This window comes from Solibacillus isronensis (assembly GCF_900168685.1).
Taxonomy (GTDB): Bacteria; Bacillota; Bacilli; order Bacillales_A; family Planococcaceae; genus Solibacillus; species Solibacillus isronensis_A.
In genome coordinates this window covers 130,968-152,602 of record NZ_FVZN01000014.1, presented here as the reverse complement: position 1 = coordinate 152,602, position 21,635 = coordinate 130,968, and the positions used below count along the sequence as shown (strand labels likewise).

The window sequence follows — 21,635 nt, the reverse complement described above, 5'->3', positions numbered from 1 at the left end:
AAGGGTATATCTTTTATACACAAAACTAATGGCGAAGGGTTTCAAATGAAGTCTACTTCGCCACTGGATTTAAGAATCTTAATGATTTAATAATCTTAATGAAGACTATTGGTTCATTACGATGAATGCGATTACTACTGCGATGATCGGTAATGCTTCTACTAACGCTACCCCGATGAACATTGTAGTTTGAAGTGCGCCACGTGCTTCTGGTTGACGAGCGATACCTTCTACTGTTTTTGAAACGATTAAACCGTTACCAATACCTGCACCTAGTGCTGCTAAACCGATTGCGATTGCTGCTGCTAATAAACCTACTGAACCTACCATTTGATAATATCCTCCTTGGATGTTGTAATTTTTTTTGGTTCAAATTACCGCACTACATTGAATGCGGAAACTTATAATTAATGGTCTGTACTCACTTTGTGAGCCATGTAAACCATCGTTAACATAGTGAAAATGAAAGCTTGGATAAACCCGATGAAAATCGAGAATCCCATCCACGCCATCATAGGTACGATTGCACCGAAGAAACCAAACGCACTTGAAACTGCTAAACCAGTTAGTAACGTTAGTAAAATCTCACCGGCGTAAATGTTACCGTAAAGACGTAGACCAAGAGTTAACGTATTTGCAAACTCTTCAATAACTTTTAACGGGAACATAAATGACATTGGTTGGAAGAACGTTTTAGCATAACCGCCTGTACCTTGCATTTTCACGCCATAATACTGTGTTAATACTAGAACCATCGAAGCTAATGTCATTGTTACGACTGGATCGGCTGTTGGTGATTTCCACCATAAATCACTGCCGTAAGCAATACCACCCATTGGTAAACCAAGTAAGTTGGACACTGCAATGAACATGATTAATGTAATCCCTAGAATGTGGAAGCGCCCACCAGTTTTCCAGTCCATGTTACTCTTAATAATATTTTTCACGAAATCCATAACCCATTCCATGAAGTTCTGCATACCAGTCGGTTTTAACGCAAGAGTACGTGTTGAAACAAACGCGATAATAAATACGATGACTGCAGCTACTAAGAGAGTTAGTACTGTAGATAAGTTGAAAGTAAGCGTCATAAAGCCTAAATCCAAATCTAGCTCTGGAGCTGTATGATCCATTTTTGCATTCACCTCTCTTTCAAATGCACCTTAGTGGCTTTTTATATGATGTACTACTCTTTCTACTACTAAAAAGATGTACGGAATCATCAGCCCAATGACCGTGCTTATTAAGTGAAAATATTGTGGCAACGATATTGCGATTGCGACTGCGGCAACACCTGATCCAAAGCGAAGCGCTGTACCGATAGATGCTACTTTTGTCCCTTCACTAATGGAACGGTCAAATTTTTCCATACGTCGAAGTAAAATCCAAAAATTATACGTACCAAAGAACGCACCTAGGGCTATACCAGCAAATATAGAATCATATGGTGAAAATCCCCAGCCTAACGCACAAACAGCAAGCAAAAAAAAGAACGCTTTCTTCTGCATTGCAAAAACGTGATGCAAATTTAGCATTGGCAGTTAATCTCCTGAAACTTTTTTCGAGTAAAGAAAGTGTTCATCGACCATTAAATGAATTTAAAACGTAGTAAATGCACTACAAAATTAGAGGCCGTTACAAGTAGTAAATAATTTCCACCTCAGGAAAATTCCATAGTGAACATTCATTTCATACTTCTAATTGTCTCTTAATCTTAACGGACTTCATCCAGGCGCATAGAACGTTGCAAATTGACGAGTTTCGTTTCAACTGTCAATCTAGTAGAAACTTGATATAACAAGCGTTTCAACGTCTTTTGACTAGGCGAAACTCTTATCATTCTTACCCTTTGTAAGCATACAATAGGGGGTTTTTGATGTCAATTAGTAATGGTGAAAAACTTCACATAGATACATTCCTTGTCAAATTGTTGACAAATTTGTGTATAGTTATGCATAAATATTTTTTGCATTTTTTCACTAACGCTAAAATTCGCTATTTCATGCGTTTTTTCCATGTCGTTTCATTTTTTATATCCAAGAAAAAATTTTTCGGCAATAATAACGAATTTAACACTTGACAACGGGAGATAAATGCTATCTCCCGTTGTCAATTTCATTTTTAAGTAAATTTCAGTAATTTTTTGGTTATCGAGTCTCCGCTTTTTCGATAATTTCTTCTACTAACTGTTTTTGAGCAAATTTCAGTAATGCTTCCACAATACGCTCTGAAGCATATCCATCTCCATACGGATTCGATGCGTGTGCCATCGCTTCATAAGCTCCGTCATTAATTAATAATTCTTTTGCCATCTTGTAAATAACTTCTTCATCTGTTCCCGCTAGTTTCAATGTACCTGCCGCAATCCCTTCTGGACGCTCTGTCGTATCACGTAAAACCAGCACCGGTTTCCCTAACGATGGTGCTTCTTCTTGGACACCGCCAGAATCCGTTAAAATCATATAAGAACGGGCAGCGAAATTGTGGAAATCAAATACTTCCAACGGTTCAATTAAATGAACACGCGGGTTGTCCCCTAAAATTTCATTGGCTACTTCTCGAACTGCAGGATTCATATGCACCGGGTAAACAACTTGAACATCCTCATGCTCGTTCAACAGACGCATAATTGCACGGAACATATTACGCATTGGCTCACCTAGATTCTCACGACGGTGTGCTGTTAGTAAAATCATGCGGTCTGAACCGATTTTTTCAATAACCGGATGTGTGTAATGGTCACTTACTGTTGTTTTTAATGCGTCAATTGCCGTGTTACCTGTTACAAAAATTGCTTCTGCCGGTTTATTTTCCTTTAACAGGTTTGCACGAGATTGCTCAGTTGGTGCAAAATGCAGATCTGCCATTACACCTGTTAACTGACGGTTCATCTCTTCAGGATAAGGTGAATATTTTTGACCTGTACGAAGTCCGGCTTCAACATGGCCAATTGCAATTTGATTGTAGAAAGCCGCCAGACTACCAACAAAAGTTGTCGCCGTATCACCATGTACTAACACGATATCAGGCTTCGCTTCCTTCATTACTCGATCAAGTCCTAAAAGTGCATTCGTCGCAACATCTACTAATGTTTGACGGTCTTTCATAATATTTAAATCATAGTCCGGTGTAATTTCAAAAGTTTCCAACACTTGGTCAAGCATTTGACGGTGCTGGGCTGTTACAGTAACAATCGATTCAATTTGTTCCGGATGCTTTTCCAGTTCCAGCACAAGAGGTGCCATTTTAATTGCTTCCGGACGTGTTCCAAAAATCGTCATAACTTTAAACTTCTTCGTCATTATTCTTCTCCTTGTCTAATCTATAATTAATTTTCTCTGCAAGTGTTTAGTATACTTGCCGCATTAATAGAAAACGCCCGCAACTGCTTACGGACGTCTCGTTTATTTATTATTTTGTTCCGAACAAACGATCCCCGGCATCACCCAAGCCTGGTACGATATAGCCATGATCATTTAATTTTTCATCTAGAGATGCGATGTAAATATCTACGTCTGAGTGATTTTTTTGAATTTCTTCCACACCTTCTGGAGCTGCGATCAGACACATAAACTTAATGCTTTTTGCGCCGCGCTTTTTCAGTGAATTAATCGCTTCTACAGCTGAACCACCCGTTGCTAACATCGGGTCAACAATAATGAAGTCACGCTCTTCAACATCTGCTGGAAGTTTCGCATAATATTCTACCGGTTTTAATGTTTCCGGATCACGGTAAAGACCAATATGCCCTACTTTTGCAGCAGGAATTAATTTTAATACGCCATCTACCATTCCGATACCCGCACGTAAAATTGGGACAATCGCCATTTTCTTCCCTGATAATACTTTTGCTTTCGCCTTTGTAACAGGTGTGTCCACTTCAATTTCTTCAAGCGGTAAATCGCGAGTAATTTCAAAAGCCATTAATGTTGCTACTTCATCAACTAACTCCCTGAATTCTTTTGTACCTGTTTCTTTATCTCGAATATAAGTTAACTTATGTTGGATTAATGGGTGGTCAAATACGTATACTTTACTCACGTTGACATCTCCTAACTGTTGTTTATCTAAAACAGTATAACAGAAAATAAAGTTAACGAAAACTATGACGGAAATGTTTTAAAAATCGCCTTTTTTATAGAACAAATATATCTTCAATTAGGATTCGCTTGTAGTTGCCTATCTATTCGTTATTTCTTCCAATAAAAAAGCCTTCTATCTACATATTGTAAATAGAAGGCTTAAACTCAATTATGCGTATAAAGGATATTTTGCTGTAAGAGCTTCAACACGTTTGCGTGCTTCTTCTTTTACTGCTGCATCTTCATGGTTTTTAAGAACTGAAGCGATAATTTTACCTACTTCTATTACATCTTCTTCTTTGAAACCGCGAGAAGTTACAGCTGCTGTACCTACACGGATACCTGAAGTTACGAACGGTGATTCTGTGTCGAATGGAATTGTGTTTTTGTTTGTTGTAATCGCCACTTCATCCAATACGTGCTCAGCTACTTTACCTGTTAAACCTAAAGATTTTACATTTAATAGAAGTAAGTGGTTGTCTGTACCGCCTGATACGATTTCAACACCTTCATCCATTAAAGATTTTGCAAGCGCTGCTGCATTTGCTTTAATTTGTTTTGCGTATTCTTTAAATTCCGGTTGTAATGCTTCACCGAACGATACTGCTTTTGCAGCGATGACATGCATTAATGGACCGCCTTGAATACCAGGGAATACTGATTTATTTAATTCTTTTTCCCATTTTTCATCATTAGTTAAAATCATACCGCCACGAGGACCGCGTAAAGTTTTATGAGTTGTTGTCGTTACGAAATCTGCATACGGTACTGGATTTTGGTGCTCGCCTGCTGCTACTAAGCCGGCAATATGCGCCATATCAACCATGAAATATGCGCCAACTTCATCCGCGATTTCACGGAACTTTGCAAAGTCGATTGCACGAGGATAAGCTGATGCACCAGCAACGATTAATTTTGGCTTCGATTCTAATGCTTTTTGGCGAACATCTTCATAATCTATTAAGTTAGTATCTTCAGTTACACCGTACTCTACGAAATTATAAAGAATACCTGAGAAGTTTACTGGTGAACCATGTGTTAAGTGACCACCGTGTGATAAGTTCATACCAAGTACTGTATCACCCGGTTTTAAAATTGTATGGTAAACCGCCATGTTCGCTTGTGCACCTGAGTGCGGCTGTACGTTAACATATGCTGCACCGAATAATTCTTTTGCACGGTCACGCGCAATGTTTTCCACTACGTCCACGTGTTCACAACCGCCATAATAGCGTTTGCCAGGGTAACCTTCTGCATATTTATTTGTTAAATATGAACCTTGTGCTTCCATTACAGCTTCCGATACGAAGTTTTCTGATGCGATTAGTTCGATGTTTGTGTTTTGACGTTTTTTCTCTAATAAAATTGCGTCTAAAATTGCCTTGTCTTGTCCTGCTAATTTTTCAAATGCCATTTTCAAATCCCCCTAAATGTACTTCCGAATCGCTCGGAGTTTCCAAGTTAAATGATATATGTAACGTTAAGGTGTTACGGTATATTGCGCACGTTCTCCACCGATAAGTTTCGGACGTGTTGTCGCTAACGTAATAACTGCATTGCCTAATTGCTTAACAGATGTTCGTAAAGGTACAGCAACTGCTTTTAAATGCATGCCGATTAATGTTTGACCGATATCAATCCCGTAATGTGCTTGGATGGTTTCCACAACTACAGGTTCATCCATTTGTGTAAAAGCATATGCAGACATGGAGCCACCTGCTTTACGGACAGGAATGACCGAAACAGGTTCTAAATGGTATATTTTAGCGGCTGCAGCTTCTAGTGTTAAAGCTCGGTTAATATGCTCGCAGCCTTGGAAAACTAAGTGAATTTTATGTCTTTGCGCGAATATTGAAAATTCTTTGTATAGAACTTCCGCAACATCGAATGCACCAGCTGTTCCAATCTTCTCACCCATTACTTCCGATGTGGAACAGCCGATGACAAATAGCTGACCTTCAGAAAACTTCACTTGTTGCTCAAATTCGGATAATGCTTGCGCTAAATCTTTTTGCAAATCGTGTAAGTTTGTCATTGAATCACCATTTGTTACCCTTCTTCGATTTCAGTAATCTTTTCAACACGGCGAATATGACGACCGCCTTCAAACTGTGTATCCAGCCAAGTTGCAACAATCTCGCGTGCCAGCCCTGGACCGATTACGCGCTCACCCATTGCTAAAACGTTTGAGTCATTGTGACAACGTGTTGCTTTTGCCGAGAACACGTCATGTACAAGTGCACAGCGAATCCCTTTAAATTTGTTTGCAGCAATCGAAATCCCAATGCCTGTTCCGCAAATTAAAATCCCTCTGTCAAATTCCCCTGCAGCTACTCGCTCAGCTACTGGACGTGCATAGTCCGGGTAATCTACTGACTCGTCCGTTTGTGGACCAAAGTCTTCATAACTGATTGACATTTCATCAAGTAATGACATAATCTCTTTACGTAAATTATTCCCGCCGTGATCTGAAGAAATTGCAATTTTCATGAAGGTCCCTCCTGCCTCGATTTTGTTTACTTATTATATTCACCATCAGTGTACCATTTATTCCGGAAGAATAACACGACTTTTAAGAATAACTTTCAAAATATATGTATAAAGACGAATATTAAGTAAGTAAACGCACCTAATCGTTAACATTTTGGTGATATTCTCTTGTATTTCTATTATTAAATACGTGAATGTTCAGCTTTACATGACTTTGTTAAGTTAAATATGCTTTTTTCAATAAAAAAGACCGCTCAGATTAGGAGCAGGTCTTTAACAGTTATTGTAATGATAAAATATATTCGGCTACCGCTTCTTCTTCACCATCTGCCGTACCCGGTGGCATTGCGCCTTTACCATTGACTAGTACATCAACAATTTCTTCTTTTGATAAAGAAGTTGTCGTTAAGTCCGGTCCCATTGCTCCCGTTAAATCTCCACCATGACACCCTACACAGCTGGCATTTGCCACTTTTTCACCTGCAGAGACATCTGTCGTTTCCGCTGAGTCCGTTCCTCCTGATGATTCAGTGGATTCGGCTGGTGTTGAGTCAACAGAATCTGTCGTAGTTGCATCCTCTGCGTCTCCACATCCAGCCAGACCCGCTACGACTACACCCATCAGTAACCAGTACTTCATCTTGTTCAATATAAATCCCCCCAGGACTAATTATTGTAAACAATAGTGTACCATACCCAGTCTTATTGTTTTTGAAACGAGTTCGGGGGTGAAAGCTTAGCATGCTTATTAGAACATTTGCTTCGGATATTAGAAGATCAATTGCAGTTATTTGAGCTTTTATAACCTTTATTGGAAAATCTGAGATGGATTTTAGAACAATCACCCAATATATTAGAAGTTCGACATTTTATTAGAACTTTACCGCGGTTATTAGACAATCTCCCCTTTATATTAGAAAACTTTATTCAAATGTGCTCCTGTTCCCCCAAATAAAAAACACCCAACAGATAAACATGCCCGTTTATCCATCAGGTATTTAAAAACTACTGTGTGCGGTCGAATTGTTGAATCATTCGATAAAGCTCTGCAGACTGTTGTTTTAAATTGCTTGCCAGTTCTTCTACTTGCTTGATCGCTTCGGCCTGTTCCAGTGAAGCGGATGTTACTTCCTGTGCACTTGCAGAAGTTTGCTCGGCAATTGCCGCCACTTCCTGTGATTGATGTGACGTATGTTCAATATTCTTCATTTGCTGTGCGACTAATTCTGAAATTTGGACAACATCATCGGCCATTTCATAAACAGATTTTGTCATACCTTCAACTGCTGACGTTGTTTCAGAAACACGTGAAGATTCATTTACCGCAAATGATACTTGTTCTTTCATCTGTTTTACTACAACTGAAACATTTTGCTGCATTGTATGGATCAATGTTGTAATCCCCTGCACAGCGCTTGCACTTTCATCCGCCAAACCACGGACTTCCTCTGCAACAACCGCAAAGCCTTTCCCGTGCTCACCTGCTCGTGCAGCTTCAATTGATGCATTTAAAGCTAGCAAGTTTGTTTGTCCTGCGATATCGCCTACTAAGCTTATAATCCGTTCAATCTGCTCGGCATTTTTCTCCAGCTCACGAATATTTACTAATGAATTTTCATTGTCTGTTGCGATTTTTTTAATACTGTTGACAACACCATGAATCGAATCCGTTGTAGATGTTAAGTTTGTTAAAAGATTTTTTGAACGGCTTGCTGTATGTAATGCTTTATTATTCACTTCCGCGGCTAATGCACGAACTTCTTCAATTGCTTCAACTGTTTCTTGAATGGCAACTGCCGAAGATTCAGCCCCTAATGAAATTTGACTAATATTGCTTGTGATTTGCTCGGCGTTGTTCGTAACAGAAATACTTTCTTCCGATAGCTTCAAAATCGTTTCATCGGTTGACTTGTAATTGTCTTCAATACCGTTTACCATCTTGCGTAAATTCATCACCATTGTTTGGAATGCCTCTGCTACAGAACGGATTTCATCATTTGTTTTTGGCATTTCGACAACTTGTCCGATTTTACCTTCCGCTACATGGTTTGCACTGCGCTCCAGTTGCTGTAACGGGCGGACAATGACTAAACCAAATACAGCTGCTAATGCACATGACCAAAAGATACCTAATAAATAGGTAATAATCTGAAATGCGCTTGTGCTTGTCGTTTCAAAAAACATTGGGTGTAAGTATTCGATAAATACATAACTGCAAGTGTAGGTAATCAGCGCTAATATCCCGACGAACAATACGAGCTTCCGGCGCAAACTAAAGATCTTTTTCTGAGAGTCCATGTTAAATTTTATCCTCCAATTTCAATTTAGTTTCCAGCTTGTTAATTGCTTCGTTCAATTGCTCATATGTTTGTTCGTATACTTGCAGGTTTCCACCGAATGGATCTTGAATATCAAGCCCAGTTTCCATCGCTACATATTCATTTAACGTAAACGTTTTATGTGCCGCTTCTTCTACTAAACGGAGGACCATTTCTTTATGAGCGGTCGTCATCGTTAAAATCAAGTCCGCCCATTGTGCATCTTCAACCGTGAATTGGGATGAACGGTGCGATTGCGTAATATTTTTTCTGTGTAATATTTCCTTTGCGTTCAGGGACATGGCACTGCCTTCGTGCGCATAAATACCTGCTGAACGCACAGTAATATTCTCATAATTTTTTGCTTGTAAAATTGCTGCTGCCATAGGACTTCTACATGTATTGCCTGTACAAATAAAATAAATATTAATGTTCCTCACACCCTCTAATTTACCATTTTAGTAGCATTACACTCATAATAATCAGGAGGATTCCTGCTACTTTTTTTAATGCGTTATTTTTAAATATTGGTGATTTTTGTGCTATTACTAATGCAGCATATGACAATATAAATGTTGATAGGCCGGCACTAATAATAAAAACATATTTTTGTAAATTTAGCATACCAAAAGAAAGGCTAACTGAAAAGGTGTCAATACTTGCAAAAATCGCAATTATCGGCAGAGACATTGCCGGAAAACTTTCCTCTTTCTTCGAGAGCATTAATTGCAGTCCAACAAAAAACAATAACAGTGTAGAAAGGCCTGACGCCCAGTTTGTTAAATAGACGGCAAGCCATTCCCCAAAGCGGTAACCGAGTAACGGAAAAAGCATATGTAAAAATGCCGTCCATAAAGCTAATAACCATTTCGCCTTAACATTTGTAGCAATTAAATACAGTGCAACGACATCGAACGACATTAAGATCCCGGCAACTACTTCTTGCATCTATTCCCCTCTTCCACTAAGCACTGTTGTAATTTATGCTTTTAGGCCGGGAAATATCCTTTTGTTTATACACAAAAACCACATCCCATGTTGCAAGATGTGGTTTTATTTTTATAGTGAGTACCATTTGCCGCCTGCCGCCTTTTCCAGACGGTTCATAATAGCTGTACCAACACCAGTTTTTGATGTTGCCGTCGCTAAAATAATCGTGGCATCTGTTTTATCACATGCACGCAATGCATCATATAGCGAAGCACTCATTTGTTCAAGATCATGTGCATTACCGAATGAAAAATAATAATCGGCATTAATTTCTTTAAAGCTGTCCGGTGCCAATAAAGCCACTTTATGTTCCGGTTTTAATTCGGTAATAGCCTTTTCAATTGCTTTCTTATTTGCATCTATTAAATAGACGGGAGCATCCGGTGCATAGTGAGTATATTTCATACCAGGCGCTTTCGGTGTTGATTCAATTTTCTGCTGTTCCAGAGTTGGCTCAACAACTGGTCCGATTACCGCTTCAAGCATTTCTTTCGTCACCCCGCCCGGACGTAAAATAACCGGTGTATCCAGTGTGACATCCAAAACGGTCGATTCAAGTCCGATCCCCGTCATTCCTCCATCCAAAATACAAGGAATAATGTTTTGCAAATCTTCAAATACATGTTCGGCTTTTGTCGGACTAGGCTTGCCGCTGCGATTCGCACTTGGCGCGGCTAACGGTTTCTTTAATGTTTGAAGAAGTTCCAGTGCTACCGGATGATCGGGCATACGAATTCCAACCGAATCTAATCCTGCCGTAACACTTGGCGCTAAAACATTCGGCTTTGCATGCATGACAAGCGTCAATGGACCTGGCCAAAAAGCATTCATACATTTTTGGGCAACTTCCGAAATATTTGTTGTATACAGCGATACCTCTTCCACCGTTCCTATATGAACAATCAAAGGATTATCAGAAGGTCGTCCTTTTGCAGCAAATATTTTCTTCACAGCCTGCTCATTTGTCGCAACAGCACCTAAGCCGTAGACGGTTTCTGTCGGAAAAGCGACTATTTCGCCGTTATTTAATAAATCCACAGCCTGTGTATAATTTTCTGAATTATCCACAAATTCGTCCACATTTAATTGGAAAGTGTGCATTACTTTTTCCTCCTTTCTCTGAATGTTTCGTTTAACTATCCCCAAGTTGTTAGTAACTTAGTGCATTTTGCATGTCTTTCTCTGCTTTTTGTGGATTATTTTTTTGTTTATATTTGTTCCACCATTCCGCGACATAAAATGTCGGACGTTCTTTTTTCATTGGCTCATTATTTGTGCAAAGCGTTGGAAACACTGCACAGAACCAGTTTTCGCCTCGACCTTGTCCAATAATGAAATTCACTGAATAATATTCTTTTTGCGGATAAAACTGACCCGCTACCCATTTCGGCGGGATTAAGTTATCCCCAAACTTATAGGTAATTTTTAATTGTGGGTAAGTTTTCTGAATTTCCTGATACATGTTTTCCACACTGTGGATATCTTCTGAAAATTCAGGTGTATTTTGCAAATAGGTTTGAATTGTTTCCACAACCTCATACTTGATAAGCTGGTCGGCATTTGTCGAACTGTTGGCAATAACGCGGAATTTTAACTGGTCACTGCTTTCTCCCTGATCGATGCGTACTTCATCTACGAAAGTAGGTATAAACGTAGCAGCACAATATAAAAATAGAACACTTATTAGTAATTTAGCAATCGCTAAAAATAGATTGGATTCATTTTGAATATCGTAATCATGTAACATAAACATTCCCCCTTGCAAACATTGTTTACAAGGAATCTATTTTTTATTCACTAATCTCACAAAAAACAATACGATCTTTTTTATTTATATCTTGAACGACTGATACATAGGCATTTGGAAAGCTTTTTTTGAAAAAATTCGCTACGGCTTCACCTTGTGTATAACCGATTTCCAGACCAATTAATGCCGGCTTCTTCATAATGGCCGGTAAATTTTCTGCTAGTTTACGATAAAGCAAGAGTCCTTCTTCATCTGCAAACAATGCCTGATGCGGTTCGTGCGCAACAACAACATCGGACATTTCCTCCATTTCCTCATATGCGATATATGGAGGATTGGAAAGGACAACATCCCATTTTTCATTTGCAATCGGTTCTGTTAAGTCGCCGAGTTTAAATGCAATTTCCGCATGTTGCTGCTCAGCGTTTTTTTGTGCTGTTGCAAGTGCTGCAGGAGAAAGATCCGTTGCTGTTACAGCAAGCTGCGGACATTCCTTTTTCATTGTAATGGCAATGGCACCACTGCCTGTCCCGATGTCGGCAAACTTCAGATTCTGCTTATCTCCGAATAACTTGCGGATTCGCTCAATCGTTCCAACAATCAGTTCTTCCGTTTCAGGACGAGGAATAAGTACCGATTCATCCACAACAAATGAACGTCCGTAAAATTCTTCAACACCCGTTATATATTGCACAGGGCGCCCTTTTACATGCTCTTGAATAAACGCATCAAACTGCTGTTGCTGCTCTTCAGGTAGAATATCGTGCATCTTCATCATTAATCCTGAATAGCTTGTCTGTAAAATATGCTGCAATAAAATTCGTGCGGCATTTCCTTCGCGACCGTTTTCCTCTAAAAAAGAAGAAGCCCCATTCAGGGCCTCAAAAATGGTTTTATGCATCTTCATTTAAATTGGATAAGCGTGTTGCCTGCTCATCTAAAATAAGTGCATCGATGATTTCATCCAACTTACCTTCAACGATTTGGTCAAGTTTTTGAATCGTTAAACCAATTCGGTGATCAGTTACACGGTTTTGTGGATAGTTGTAAGTACGGATACGTTCAGAACGGTCGCCTGTTCCTACTGCTGTCTTACGTGTTGCATCGATTTCAGCCTGTGCTTCTTGACGGTGAAGGTCAGCTACACGCGCAACTAAAATTTTCATCGCTTTTTCACGGTTCTTAATTTGTGAACGTTCATCTTGCATCGAAACGACAACGCCTGTCGGTAAGTGGGTCATACGAACAGCAGACATCGTTGTATTTACTGACTGACCACCCGCACCAGATGAAGCGAATGTATCAACGCGAATATCTTTTTCATGAATTTCTACATCTTCTACATGTACTTCCGGTAAACATGCTACCGTAGCAGTTGATGTATGGATACGGCCTTGTGATTCTGTCGCTGGTACACGTTGAACACGGTGTGCACCGTTTTCATATTTGAATTTTGAATATGCACCTTGACCGTTAATCATGAAGATTACTTCTTTATAGCCGCCTGCCGGGTTTGGTGTAGCTTCCATTACATCTACTTTCCAGCCTTGCGTTTCCGCATAGCGTGTATACATACGGAATAGGTCACCAGCAAAAATGTTGGCCTCGTCACCACCAGCAGCTCCGCGGATCTCCATAATTACGTTTTTTGAATCGTTCGGGTCTTTAGGAATTAATAAAATACGCAGACGGTCTTCTAACTCCGGAACTTGTTTGTTTAAATCGTTAAACTCTTCCTTCATCATTTCCAGCATATCTGCATCTTTTTCAATTTCCATTAATTCGCGTGTATCCGCCAATTGTTCTTTAACCGATTTGTATTCACGGTATACTTCTACCATTTCCTGAATATCGGATTGCTCTTTCGAATATTCGCGAAGCTTATTGGAATCGCTGACGATATCCGGGTCGCTTAGTAATTCATTTAATCTTTCGTAACGGTCTTCAACCGCCTGTAAACGATCAAACATCTATATTTCACCTCTAAAAGTTATTTTATTATTAGTTGTATTTCACTCGCCTTATCACGAGTCACGTTAAAATGCACCTTTACTAGTATAAAGAAATTTTACGGTTGTTGCTACATCTATGTTGAACTTTCTTCATATCATTTACACATTGGCATTCATATATTTAAATTTTGGTGTGCCGTTTACTTTAAATTATAGTGGCGGATTGGAATGGCATTTGCGACAAACAGGGTAATAACTATCATTACCCCCAATTTGAATTTGATCACCTGTACGGACAGGTTTTTTATTTTCATCTACCCGTAAGTTCATCGTCGCTTTCTTATGACAGAACCAGCAAATTGTTTTCATTTCCTCGATTTTATCCGCGTAAATCGTCATATAACGGCTGCCTTCAAACAGTTCGTTCTGGAAGTCATTTTTTAAGCCAAAGCCCATAACAGGAATGTTCAGCTCATCGACAATTTTTGTCAGCTGCAAGACATGTTCTTTTGATAAAAATTGTACTTCGTCTACAAGTACACAATATAATTTTTCTTCGTGTTTTTCCACGATTTCGTATATGTTTGTATCTTCAAAAACCGCAATTGCCGGGCGTCTTAAACCAATTCGGCTTGAAACCGTTCCGACTTCATCGCGCGTATCAATTCCTGAAGTAAAAATCAGTACCGCTTTATTTTGTTCTTCATAATTGTGGGCAACTTTTAAAATTTCAATCGATTTCCCGCTGTTCATCGCCCCATGTTTATAAAATAATTGCGCCATTTCTTTTTCCTCGTTTCTAGTTAAAATTACAAGTTCGTTTTTCACCAATAAAAAACCTTGAGTATCAAACTCAAGGTCAACTTTTCACTTCTTTTATCTTAGCTAGTTTTTTGTCATTCGTCTATTGCAAAAGGTACTCTATTTATTAGAATCTTTCTCTTTGGAAATACATGTGCGAAAGATTTCTAATATCTTGTAATTTCTTCTAATATATTTTTATTTCTTCTAATAAAAGCCTGAACTTCTAATATAATATGTACATTTTCTAATATCGGGTTGCGGTTTTCAAATAAACGTTTCAGATTTTCTAATAACCTGCAAAAGTTTTCTAATAACTGCGCAATTCCTTCTAATTAAACAAATTAAAAACCCATTTCCAGCAATGTGGAAATGGGCAGAGGTATTACTTAATACCGTATTTTTTGTTGAAGCGATCAACACGTCCGTCAGCAGAAGCGAACTTTTGACGACCTGTATAGAATGGGTGACATTCGTTACAGAACTCGATTGAGATCTTTTCTTTAACTGAACCTGTTTCAAAAGTGTTACCACAAGAGCAAGTTACTGTTGCTACTTTGTAATCTGGGTGGATACCTTGTTTCATATTCGTTTTCTCCTCTCGCCCTGAACCATCCGGAACAGAGTATTTTCGAACTGCACCTTACATAGCCCGAATATGTCACTACATACGTAATGTGTTGAGGTCAGCTATATATGTGCACGTTTCATACTTAAAGAAGTATAGCAAGTTTTAAAAAAGGTTGCAACTATTTTATATTATTTTACGAAATTGAATGTATGTAGTTCCTCACTATATCAAGAACTTGTTTTCCATTCCGGCTCAATCTTCTAAAATCTATAACAACCCTTTACCGTTCGTCGCTTTCTTCATATCTGTATCAAGCTTTTCAAAGAATTCTTCGTTTGTTTTTGTTGTGCGTAGTTTACGTAAGAACTTTTCACCGAAGTCATGTGAATCGCTGAATGTTTTACGGATTGCCCATAGTTTATCAAGCTGGTCTTTCGGAATAAGAAGTTCTTCTTTACGTGTACCTGAACGTCGGATATCAATTGCAGGGAAAATACGGCGTTCTGCCAAGCTGCGATCTAAGTGCAATTCAAGGTTACCCGTTCCTTTAAATTCTTCATAAATTACTTCGTCCATACGGCTGCCTGTATCAACAAGAGCAGTCGCTAAAATTGTTAAACTGCCGCCCTCTTCAATATTGCGGGCAGAACCGAAGAAACGTTTCGGACGGTGGAATGCAGCAGGGTCAATACCACCTGAAAGTGTACGGCCGCTTGGCGGAATTACTAAGTTATAGGCACGTGCCAAACGTGTAATCGAATCCATTAAAATAATAACATCGCGTTTTTGTTCTACTAGACGTCGTGCACGTTCCAATACGATTTCCGCTACTTTTACATGGTTTTCAGGCACTTCATCAAACGTTGAAGACACAACGTCTGCATTAACTGAACGCTCGATATCCGTTACTTCTTCCGGACGCTCATCGATAAGTAGTACAATCAGTTCCGCTTCCGGATGGTTTGTTGTAATAGCATTGGCAATTTCCTTTAATAAAGATGTTTTACCGGCTTTTGGCGGTGCAACAATTAAACCACGCTGACCAAAACCGACTGGCGCTACTAAATCCATAATACGCGTCGAAAGTTTTGTAGGAACCGTTTCCAATTTAATGTGGCGATTCGGGTAAAGCGGTGTTAATGCAGGGAAATGCACACGTTCTTTTGCAACTTCAGGGTCTTCGCCATTTACAGCATCAACTTGCAATAAGCCATAGTAACGTTCATTTTCTTTTGGCGGACGAACTTTACCTGAAACTTTATCACCATTTCGTAAATCGAAGCGACGAATTTGGGAAGCAGAAATGTAAATATCCTCTTTTGAAGGAGAGTAGTTAATCGGGCGCAGGAATCCGAAGCCGTCTGTAGGAATAATCTCCAAAACACCTTCCATGAAGAAGAAGCCTTCTTGTTCAGAGCGGGTTTTTAAGATTGCAAAAATTAGTTCCTTTTTATTTAGCTTACTAGCATTTGATAATTTGTATTGCTTCGCTAAAGCATATAATTCTTTTAATGTCATGCTTTCTAATTGAGCAATTGTTAATGCTGTCATACGTTTTCTCCAGTCTATTAAAATTTAATTTTGAAAATTTAAGTTATTGAAAGATTGTTTAGGAATTTGTGTAAGAGAAGTATACTACACTTTATTTGAAAGATGCCCAGTTTTTACACTGGGCATTTATTATATTATAGTGCAAGTAATTTGAAAATGGGCATTTTCTATTTGAGGCTACTTACATTATATGGGAAGTTAAATTTGGTCATACTTTGGTTTTTTTTCAATGCTGTGGCGTCCTTCGATAAAACGTACTGTTCCTGTTTTTGCACGCATAACAACTGAATGTGTAAGTGCATAAGAACCTTTATATTGAACACCGCGTAAAAGCTCAGAATCTGTTACAGCAGTTGCTGCAAAAATCGCATCATCGCCTTTTACTAGATCTTCCATCATTAATACTTTATCTACGTCGACTCCCATTTTAACGCAACGCGCAAGCTGTTCTTCATCTTCAGGCACTAGTTTCGCTTGGAAATCGCCACCTAAACATTTTAATGCAACTGCTGCAATAACGCCTTCTGGGGCACCACCCATACCGAACATAATATCGATACCAGTCTCATCGAATGCTGTGTTGATCGCTGCACCTACATCACCGTCTTGAATGAATTTAATACGTGCACCGGCTTCACGAATTTCATCGACAATATGCTGATGGCGAGGTCGGTCTAAAAGTGTTGCTACTACATCGGAAATATCTTTATTTTTTGCTTTAGCCACTTGCAATAAGTTGTACGTAACAGAAGCGTTAATATCAACTTTCCCAGCAGCTTCCGGTCCTACAGCTATTTTATCCATATACATATCAGGCGCATTTAATAGATTGCCACGGTCTGCAATTGCCAGTACTGTCATCGCACCATTTGTACCTTTTGCTACGATATTTGTACCTTCTAATGGATCTACTGCAATATCAACTTCAGGTCCGCCATTTCGAAGCCCTAATTCTTCACCGATATAAAGCATCGGTGCTTCATCCATTTCTCCTTCACCAATTACAACTGTCGCATGCATTGGGATTGTATCAAACATAACACGCATTGCTGTTGTTGCTGCGTCGTCCGCTTCATTTTTAAGTCCGCGTCCCATCCATTTCGCTGATGCAATCGCTGCTGCTTCTGTTACACGTACTACTTCCATTGATAAACTACGTTCCATTTTGTGTTTGCCTCCTGTAATCGGTAAAAACCGATTTTAACAGCCTAAATTAACTGCTTTTTTGAATTGTATTATGAACTAACATATTTTTATTACCCTAATATATATTATCATACTCACATAATTACGCGGTTCTGATCACGAATTATAGCAAATTTATGCATTATTCTTTGTATTAATGACAATGGACTCTTTACGAATATTTGCACCGATTGCACACAGCTTTTCGATTAATGAACTATAGCCACGCTCAATATGGTAAATATCGTGAATTTCTGTTTCACCTTTTGCGATAAGTCCAGCCAATACTAATGCGGCACCCGCGCGTAAATCTGTTGCCGTTACCGTGGATCCTTCCAAAGATGCAGGTCCTTGAATGATGGCAGTATTGCCTTCAACACGAGCTTTTGCATTCATACGTCGCAGTTCATCTATATGCTTGAAACGGGCAGAATAAATCGTATCTGTAATCATCGATGTACCTTCCGCCTGTGTCATTAATACAGATAAAGGCTGTTGAACATCAGTCGGGAATCCTGGATAAACAAGTGTTTTTACATCAACTGCCTGCAGTTTCGTTTGCTTGGCAATGAAGATGCTTTCCTCATTCTCTTCCACACTTACACCCATTTCACGAAGTTTCGCTGTAACGGCTTCCATGTGAAGCGGAATAACATTATCGACAAGTACTCCATCACCAATTGCTGCAGCCATAATCATAAATGTAGCTGCTTCAATTCGGTCCGGTATAATGGTATGTTTTGTACCTTTTAACTCATCGACACCTTCAATACGAATAACGCTCGTTCCTGCCCCTTTAATGTTTGCACCCATATTAGTTAATAGTGTTGCAACATCAATAATTTCAGGCTCTTTCGCTGCATTTTCGATTGTAGTTTTCCCTTTTGCACGCACTGCCGCCAGCATAATGTTAATTGTGGCGCCGACACTTGCAACATCCAGATAAATCTTCGCACCGATTAGTTCTTCTGCGCGTAAATAGATTGCCCCATGCTCATTTGTTACTTTTGCTCCTAAAGCTTCAAAACCTTTAATATGCTGATCAATTGGACGCGGCCCTAAAAAACACCCGCCTGGCATGCCGATTACCGCTTGTTTAAAACGTCCCAGCATGGCACCCATCATATAATAGGAAGCACGTAATTTTTTAACATTGCCGTTTGGCAGCGGCATCGCAACCATTTTTGATGGATCAATCGTCATCTTGCCATTTTCAAATGTGACTTCGCCGCCAATTTCTTCTAGTAGTGCCTTTAACGTCCATGCATCTGAAATCTCTGGAATTCCTCCAATGGTAACGGAAGAATCAGCCAAAATTGATGCAGGAATTAAAGCAACTGCACTATTTTTTGCACCGCTAACGGTTATTTTACCTTTTAGACGATTTCCGCCTTGAATTTTATAAACATCCATTTTGTGTTCTCCCTTACATTGGACAAATTTCACAGTAAAGTAGACTGCTGTGAGGTATTCTTATTATTTCCCTTCACGCTTTGCCCAATCCGCTAAAAATCCTTCAATTCCTTTGTCTGTTAATGGATGATTAAACAGTTGCTGTAAAACTTTGTATGGAGTTGTTGCAATATGTGCGCCAGCTAATGCGGCTTGCGTAATATGTTGCGGGTGACGAATAGATGCGGCAATGATTTCCGTGTCAATTTCGTGGATAGCAAACATTTCAGCAATTTCACGGATCAATTCTACGCCATCTTGACCAATATCATCTAAACGTCCTAAGAATGGAGATACATAAGAAGCGCCTGCACGTGCTGCCATCAATGCTTGGTTAGCAGAGAAAATTAATGTGACGTTCGTTTTAATCCCTTTTTCAGAGAAATGTTTACAAGCTTTTAATCCTTCCGGTGTCATTGGAAGTTTTACTGTAATATTCGGGTGAATTGCTGCCAATTCTTCCCCTTCACGAATCATTCCTTCAGCGTCTAAAGAAATTACTTCACCAGAAACCGAGCCGTTTACTAACTCAGCAATTTCACGTAAGCGGTCGTGGAAATTCACGCCGGATTCTTTTGCAACTAATGATGGGTTTGTCGTTACACCTGAAAGAATTCCCCAAGAGTATGCTTCTTTAATTTCGTCAAAGTTTGCTGTATCGATAAAAAATTTCATTATAATAGCCTCCGATTTACATTTGATTATAAAAACACATCTCGCTCAATTTGTGAACGAGATGTCTTATGTTGAAAAACACGTGTTCACAAAGAAAAGTACGCTTATTTTGTGCACTTTTCTTTTGTGGATTCATTATTCCGCATTAATAGGTAATAATTTAGCTGCCTTAAAAGCGTATCGGCAGAGGAATGACTTCCGTAAAAGAAGTTTTACTCTATCAATTAAGCTTTTCCAGAGCTGCCGAATTCGCGCATTTTACCGATTACAGTAGCTTTAATCGCTTCACGAGCTGGACCTAAATATTTACGTGGATCATATGTTTTCTTATCATTTTCTAAAAATTCACGGATCACTTTCGTAGCCGAGATTTGGTTTTCAGTGTTGACATTAATTTTTGCTGTACCTAAAGAAATTGAACGTTGAATATCTTTTGTTGGAATACCAGTTCCACCATGTAATACTAACGGAACGTCTGTTAACGTTGAGATTTCTTCCATTTCAGCAAATCCTAAGTTTGGTTCGCCTTTGTAAGGACCGTGAACAGAACCTAATGCTGGAGCTAAACAGTCAATACCTGTAGCTTCAACTAGTGCTTTACATTCCTGCGGGTTTGCGTACATAATGCCGCCAATTACACCGTCTTCCTCGCCGCCTACAGTACCAAGTTCCGCTTCAACAGATACACCTTTTGCATGTGCATAGTCAACAACTTGTTTAGTTGTTTCAATATTTTCTTCGAATGGATGGTGTGAAGCGTCAATCATAACAGAAGAGAAACCAGCATCGATTGCTTCTTTACATTTATCGAAACTTGAACCATGATCTAAATGAATTGCTACTGGAACAGTTGTTTTGTAGCTTTCCATTAAGCCTTCAACCATTTTTACTACAGCAATGAAACCGCCCATATATTTTCCGGCACCTTCAGAAACACCTAGAATTACTGGTGATTTTTCTTCTTCTGCTGCTTGTAAAATGGCTTGTGTCCATTCTAGGTTGTTAATATTGAATTGACCTACTGCATAACCTTCCGCTTTTGCTTTAATTAACATTTCTTTCATTGAAACTAATGCCATTATTAAAATCCTCCTCGAAGATACATAAATAGTTTGCTGCTAGAAAAACATAGTTTGCGCAAAATGCTTTTTTTAAGTATTTTTTTCATCGTCTATTCTATGCAAAATCACATGAATTGACAAAAACATTTAGATTAATCATAACAAAAACAGACAGTATGCGCTACTGCCTGCTCGCCTGTTTCATTTATATTTTTTCAGTCTTTTCTACTAGTTTATTAACTTCATCACGTACTTCAAAAATATTAAAAGGTTTGGTAAAGTATTTCACCACACCTAATTCGTTCGCTCTGTCCATCATATGCTGTTCCACATAAGCAGTCATCATCATTACAGGCAGCTCCGGGTGATCTTCTTTCAAACGGGCTAAAATCTCCAATCCGTCCATTCCGGGTATTTTCATATCCAGCAGAACGCAATCGAGCGCATTTTCCTGTGCAATTTTTATTGCATCAAAACCATTTGCCGCTAAATATGTTGTGAATCCTTCTTTTTTAAATACTTCATTTAGAAGCATCCTTATCCCCTGCTGATCATCTACTATTAGTATCCCCTTCAATGTGATCCCCCATTATAATAATAATTTATCCCGCATTAACGGGTAGTAAGACTCCCGCCTCTAGACTTAACAAAGGCGAAATGGATAGGCGGGAGATCAACTACCCATAAATGCCCGATTGGTTCAACTAACAATCAGTGGGCAAGACCTCCCCACTGATTGAAGTTTCACTTTATATAGTTA

Annotated in this window: 24 protein-coding genes; all 24 read right to left on the bottom strand. The window is 39.0% G+C overall.

The genetic code is table 11. The features are described 5' to 3' along the window. Positions 1-105 precede the first annotated feature (105 nt). The 24 genes from atpE to B5473_RS09395 all read right to left on the bottom strand — a co-directional run bounded on the left by atpE (position 106) and on the right by B5473_RS09395 (position 21,452). Positions 106-330, bottom strand: coding sequence for a F0F1 ATP synthase subunit C (gene atpE, locus B5473_RS09515; RefSeq protein WP_008404451.1), 225 nt, complete (start codon positions 328-330; stop codon positions 106-108). A gap of 77 nt (positions 331-407) precedes the next feature. Then, on the bottom strand, positions 408-1,133 hold the full coding sequence (gene atpB, locus B5473_RS09510; RefSeq protein ID WP_079524648.1) for a F0F1 ATP synthase subunit A: 726 nt from the start codon (positions 1,131-1,133) through the stop codon (positions 408-410). A gap of 30 nt (positions 1,134-1,163) precedes the next feature. Next, positions 1,164-1,535: an ATP synthase subunit I gene (locus B5473_RS09505; RefSeq protein ID WP_079524647.1), complete on the bottom strand. Its 372-nt coding sequence runs from the start codon at positions 1,533-1,535 to the stop codon at positions 1,164-1,166. A 612-nt stretch (positions 1,536-2,147) separates the two neighbouring features. Continuing rightward, positions 2,148-3,302, bottom strand: coding sequence for a non-hydrolyzing UDP-N-acetylglucosamine 2-epimerase (gene wecB, locus B5473_RS09495; RefSeq protein ID WP_079524645.1), 1,155 nt, complete (start codon positions 3,300-3,302; stop codon positions 2,148-2,150). Between the two features lie 109 nt (positions 3,303-3,411). Then, complete coding sequence (upp, locus tag B5473_RS09490) at positions 3,412-4,041, bottom strand: uracil phosphoribosyltransferase (protein ID WP_079524644.1); 630 nt, start codon at positions 4,039-4,041, stop codon at positions 3,412-3,414. Positions 4,042-4,251: 210 nt separating this feature from the next. Beyond that, entirely contained in the window at positions 4,252-5,496 is a 1,245-nt protein-coding gene (gene glyA / locus B5473_RS09485; protein ID WP_079524643.1) for a serine hydroxymethyltransferase, read from the bottom strand. A gap of 66 nt (positions 5,497-5,562) precedes the next feature. After that, on the bottom strand, positions 5,563-6,117 hold the full coding sequence (locus B5473_RS09480; protein ID WP_079524642.1) for a TIGR01440 family protein: 555 nt from the start codon (positions 6,115-6,117) through the stop codon (positions 5,563-5,565). Between the two features lie 14 nt (positions 6,118-6,131). Beyond that, positions 6,132-6,572 (bottom strand): ribose 5-phosphate isomerase B, encoded by a 441-nt coding sequence (rpiB, locus tag B5473_RS09475; RefSeq protein WP_079524641.1) that lies wholly within the window; start codon positions 6,570-6,572, stop codon positions 6,132-6,134. Positions 6,573-6,852: 280 nt separating this feature from the next. After that, entirely contained in the window at positions 6,853-7,212 is a 360-nt protein-coding gene (locus B5473_RS09470; RefSeq protein WP_254865380.1) for a c-type cytochrome, read from the bottom strand. 365 nt (positions 7,213-7,577) lie between these two features. Then, on the bottom strand, positions 7,578-8,870 hold the full coding sequence (locus tag B5473_RS09465) for a methyl-accepting chemotaxis protein (protein WP_079524639.1): 1,293 nt from the start codon (positions 8,868-8,870) through the stop codon (positions 7,578-7,580). A 1-nt stretch (position 8,871) separates the two neighbouring features. Next, positions 8,872-9,330, bottom strand: coding sequence for a low molecular weight protein arginine phosphatase (locus tag B5473_RS09460; RefSeq protein WP_439848470.1), 459 nt, complete (start codon positions 9,328-9,330; stop codon positions 8,872-8,874). 10 nt (positions 9,331-9,340) lie between these two features. Beyond that, on the bottom strand, positions 9,341-9,838 hold the full coding sequence (locus B5473_RS09455; protein WP_079524638.1) for a manganese efflux pump: 498 nt from the start codon (positions 9,836-9,838) through the stop codon (positions 9,341-9,343). A 111-nt stretch (positions 9,839-9,949) separates the two neighbouring features. Then, entirely contained in the window at positions 9,950-10,981 is a 1,032-nt protein-coding gene (locus tag B5473_RS09450; protein ID WP_079524637.1) for an L-threonylcarbamoyladenylate synthase, read from the bottom strand. 49 nt (positions 10,982-11,030) lie between these two features. Then, positions 11,031-11,627, bottom strand: coding sequence for a stage II sporulation protein R (locus B5473_RS09445; protein ID WP_079524636.1), 597 nt, complete (start codon positions 11,625-11,627; stop codon positions 11,031-11,033). A gap of 43 nt (positions 11,628-11,670) precedes the next feature. After that, positions 11,671-12,534, bottom strand: a complete 864-nt coding sequence (gene prmC, locus B5473_RS09440) for a peptide chain release factor N(5)-glutamine methyltransferase (protein ID WP_079524635.1) — start codon at positions 12,532-12,534, stop codon at positions 11,671-11,673. Further along, the gene (prfA, locus tag B5473_RS09435) at positions 12,521-13,597 is read right to left on the bottom strand and encodes a peptide chain release factor 1 (RefSeq protein WP_079524634.1); all 1,077 of its coding nucleotides are present in this window, start codon (positions 13,595-13,597) and stop codon (positions 12,521-12,523) included. The genes prmC and prfA overlap by 14 nt, the downstream gene beginning before the upstream one ends. 192 nt (positions 13,598-13,789) lie before the next feature. Next, positions 13,790-14,362, bottom strand: a complete 573-nt coding sequence (locus B5473_RS09430) for a thymidine kinase (protein ID WP_079524633.1) — start codon at positions 14,360-14,362, stop codon at positions 13,790-13,792. A 403-nt stretch (positions 14,363-14,765) separates the two neighbouring features. Continuing rightward, complete coding sequence (gene rpmE / locus B5473_RS09425; RefSeq protein WP_079524632.1) at positions 14,766-14,966, bottom strand: 50S ribosomal protein L31; 201 nt, start codon at positions 14,964-14,966, stop codon at positions 14,766-14,768. 252 nt (positions 14,967-15,218) lie between these two features. Continuing rightward, a complete protein-coding gene (gene rho / locus B5473_RS09420; protein ID WP_079524631.1) occupies positions 15,219-16,502 on the bottom strand; it encodes a transcription termination factor Rho in 1,284 nt (427 codons plus the stop codon). A 198-nt stretch (positions 16,503-16,700) separates the two neighbouring features. Further along, the gene (gene glpX / locus B5473_RS09415; protein ID WP_079524630.1) at positions 16,701-17,666 is read right to left on the bottom strand and encodes a class II fructose-bisphosphatase; all 966 of its coding nucleotides are present in this window, start codon (positions 17,664-17,666) and stop codon (positions 16,701-16,703) included. A gap of 156 nt (positions 17,667-17,822) precedes the next feature. Then, positions 17,823-19,100: a UDP-N-acetylglucosamine 1-carboxyvinyltransferase gene (locus tag B5473_RS09410; protein WP_079524629.1), complete on the bottom strand. Its 1,278-nt coding sequence runs from the start codon at positions 19,098-19,100 to the stop codon at positions 17,823-17,825. Between the two features lie 63 nt (positions 19,101-19,163). Beyond that, positions 19,164-19,814, bottom strand: a complete 651-nt coding sequence (fsa, locus tag B5473_RS09405) for a fructose-6-phosphate aldolase (protein WP_079524628.1) — start codon at positions 19,812-19,814, stop codon at positions 19,164-19,166. Between the two features lie 224 nt (positions 19,815-20,038). Beyond that, positions 20,039-20,893 (bottom strand): class II fructose-bisphosphate aldolase, encoded by an 855-nt coding sequence (locus tag B5473_RS09400; protein ID WP_079524627.1) that lies wholly within the window; start codon positions 20,891-20,893, stop codon positions 20,039-20,041. A gap of 187 nt (positions 20,894-21,080) precedes the next feature. Continuing rightward, positions 21,081-21,452: a response regulator gene (locus B5473_RS09395; RefSeq protein ID WP_079524626.1), complete on the bottom strand. Its 372-nt coding sequence runs from the start codon at positions 21,450-21,452 to the stop codon at positions 21,081-21,083. Positions 21,453-21,635: the final 183 nt, after the last annotated feature.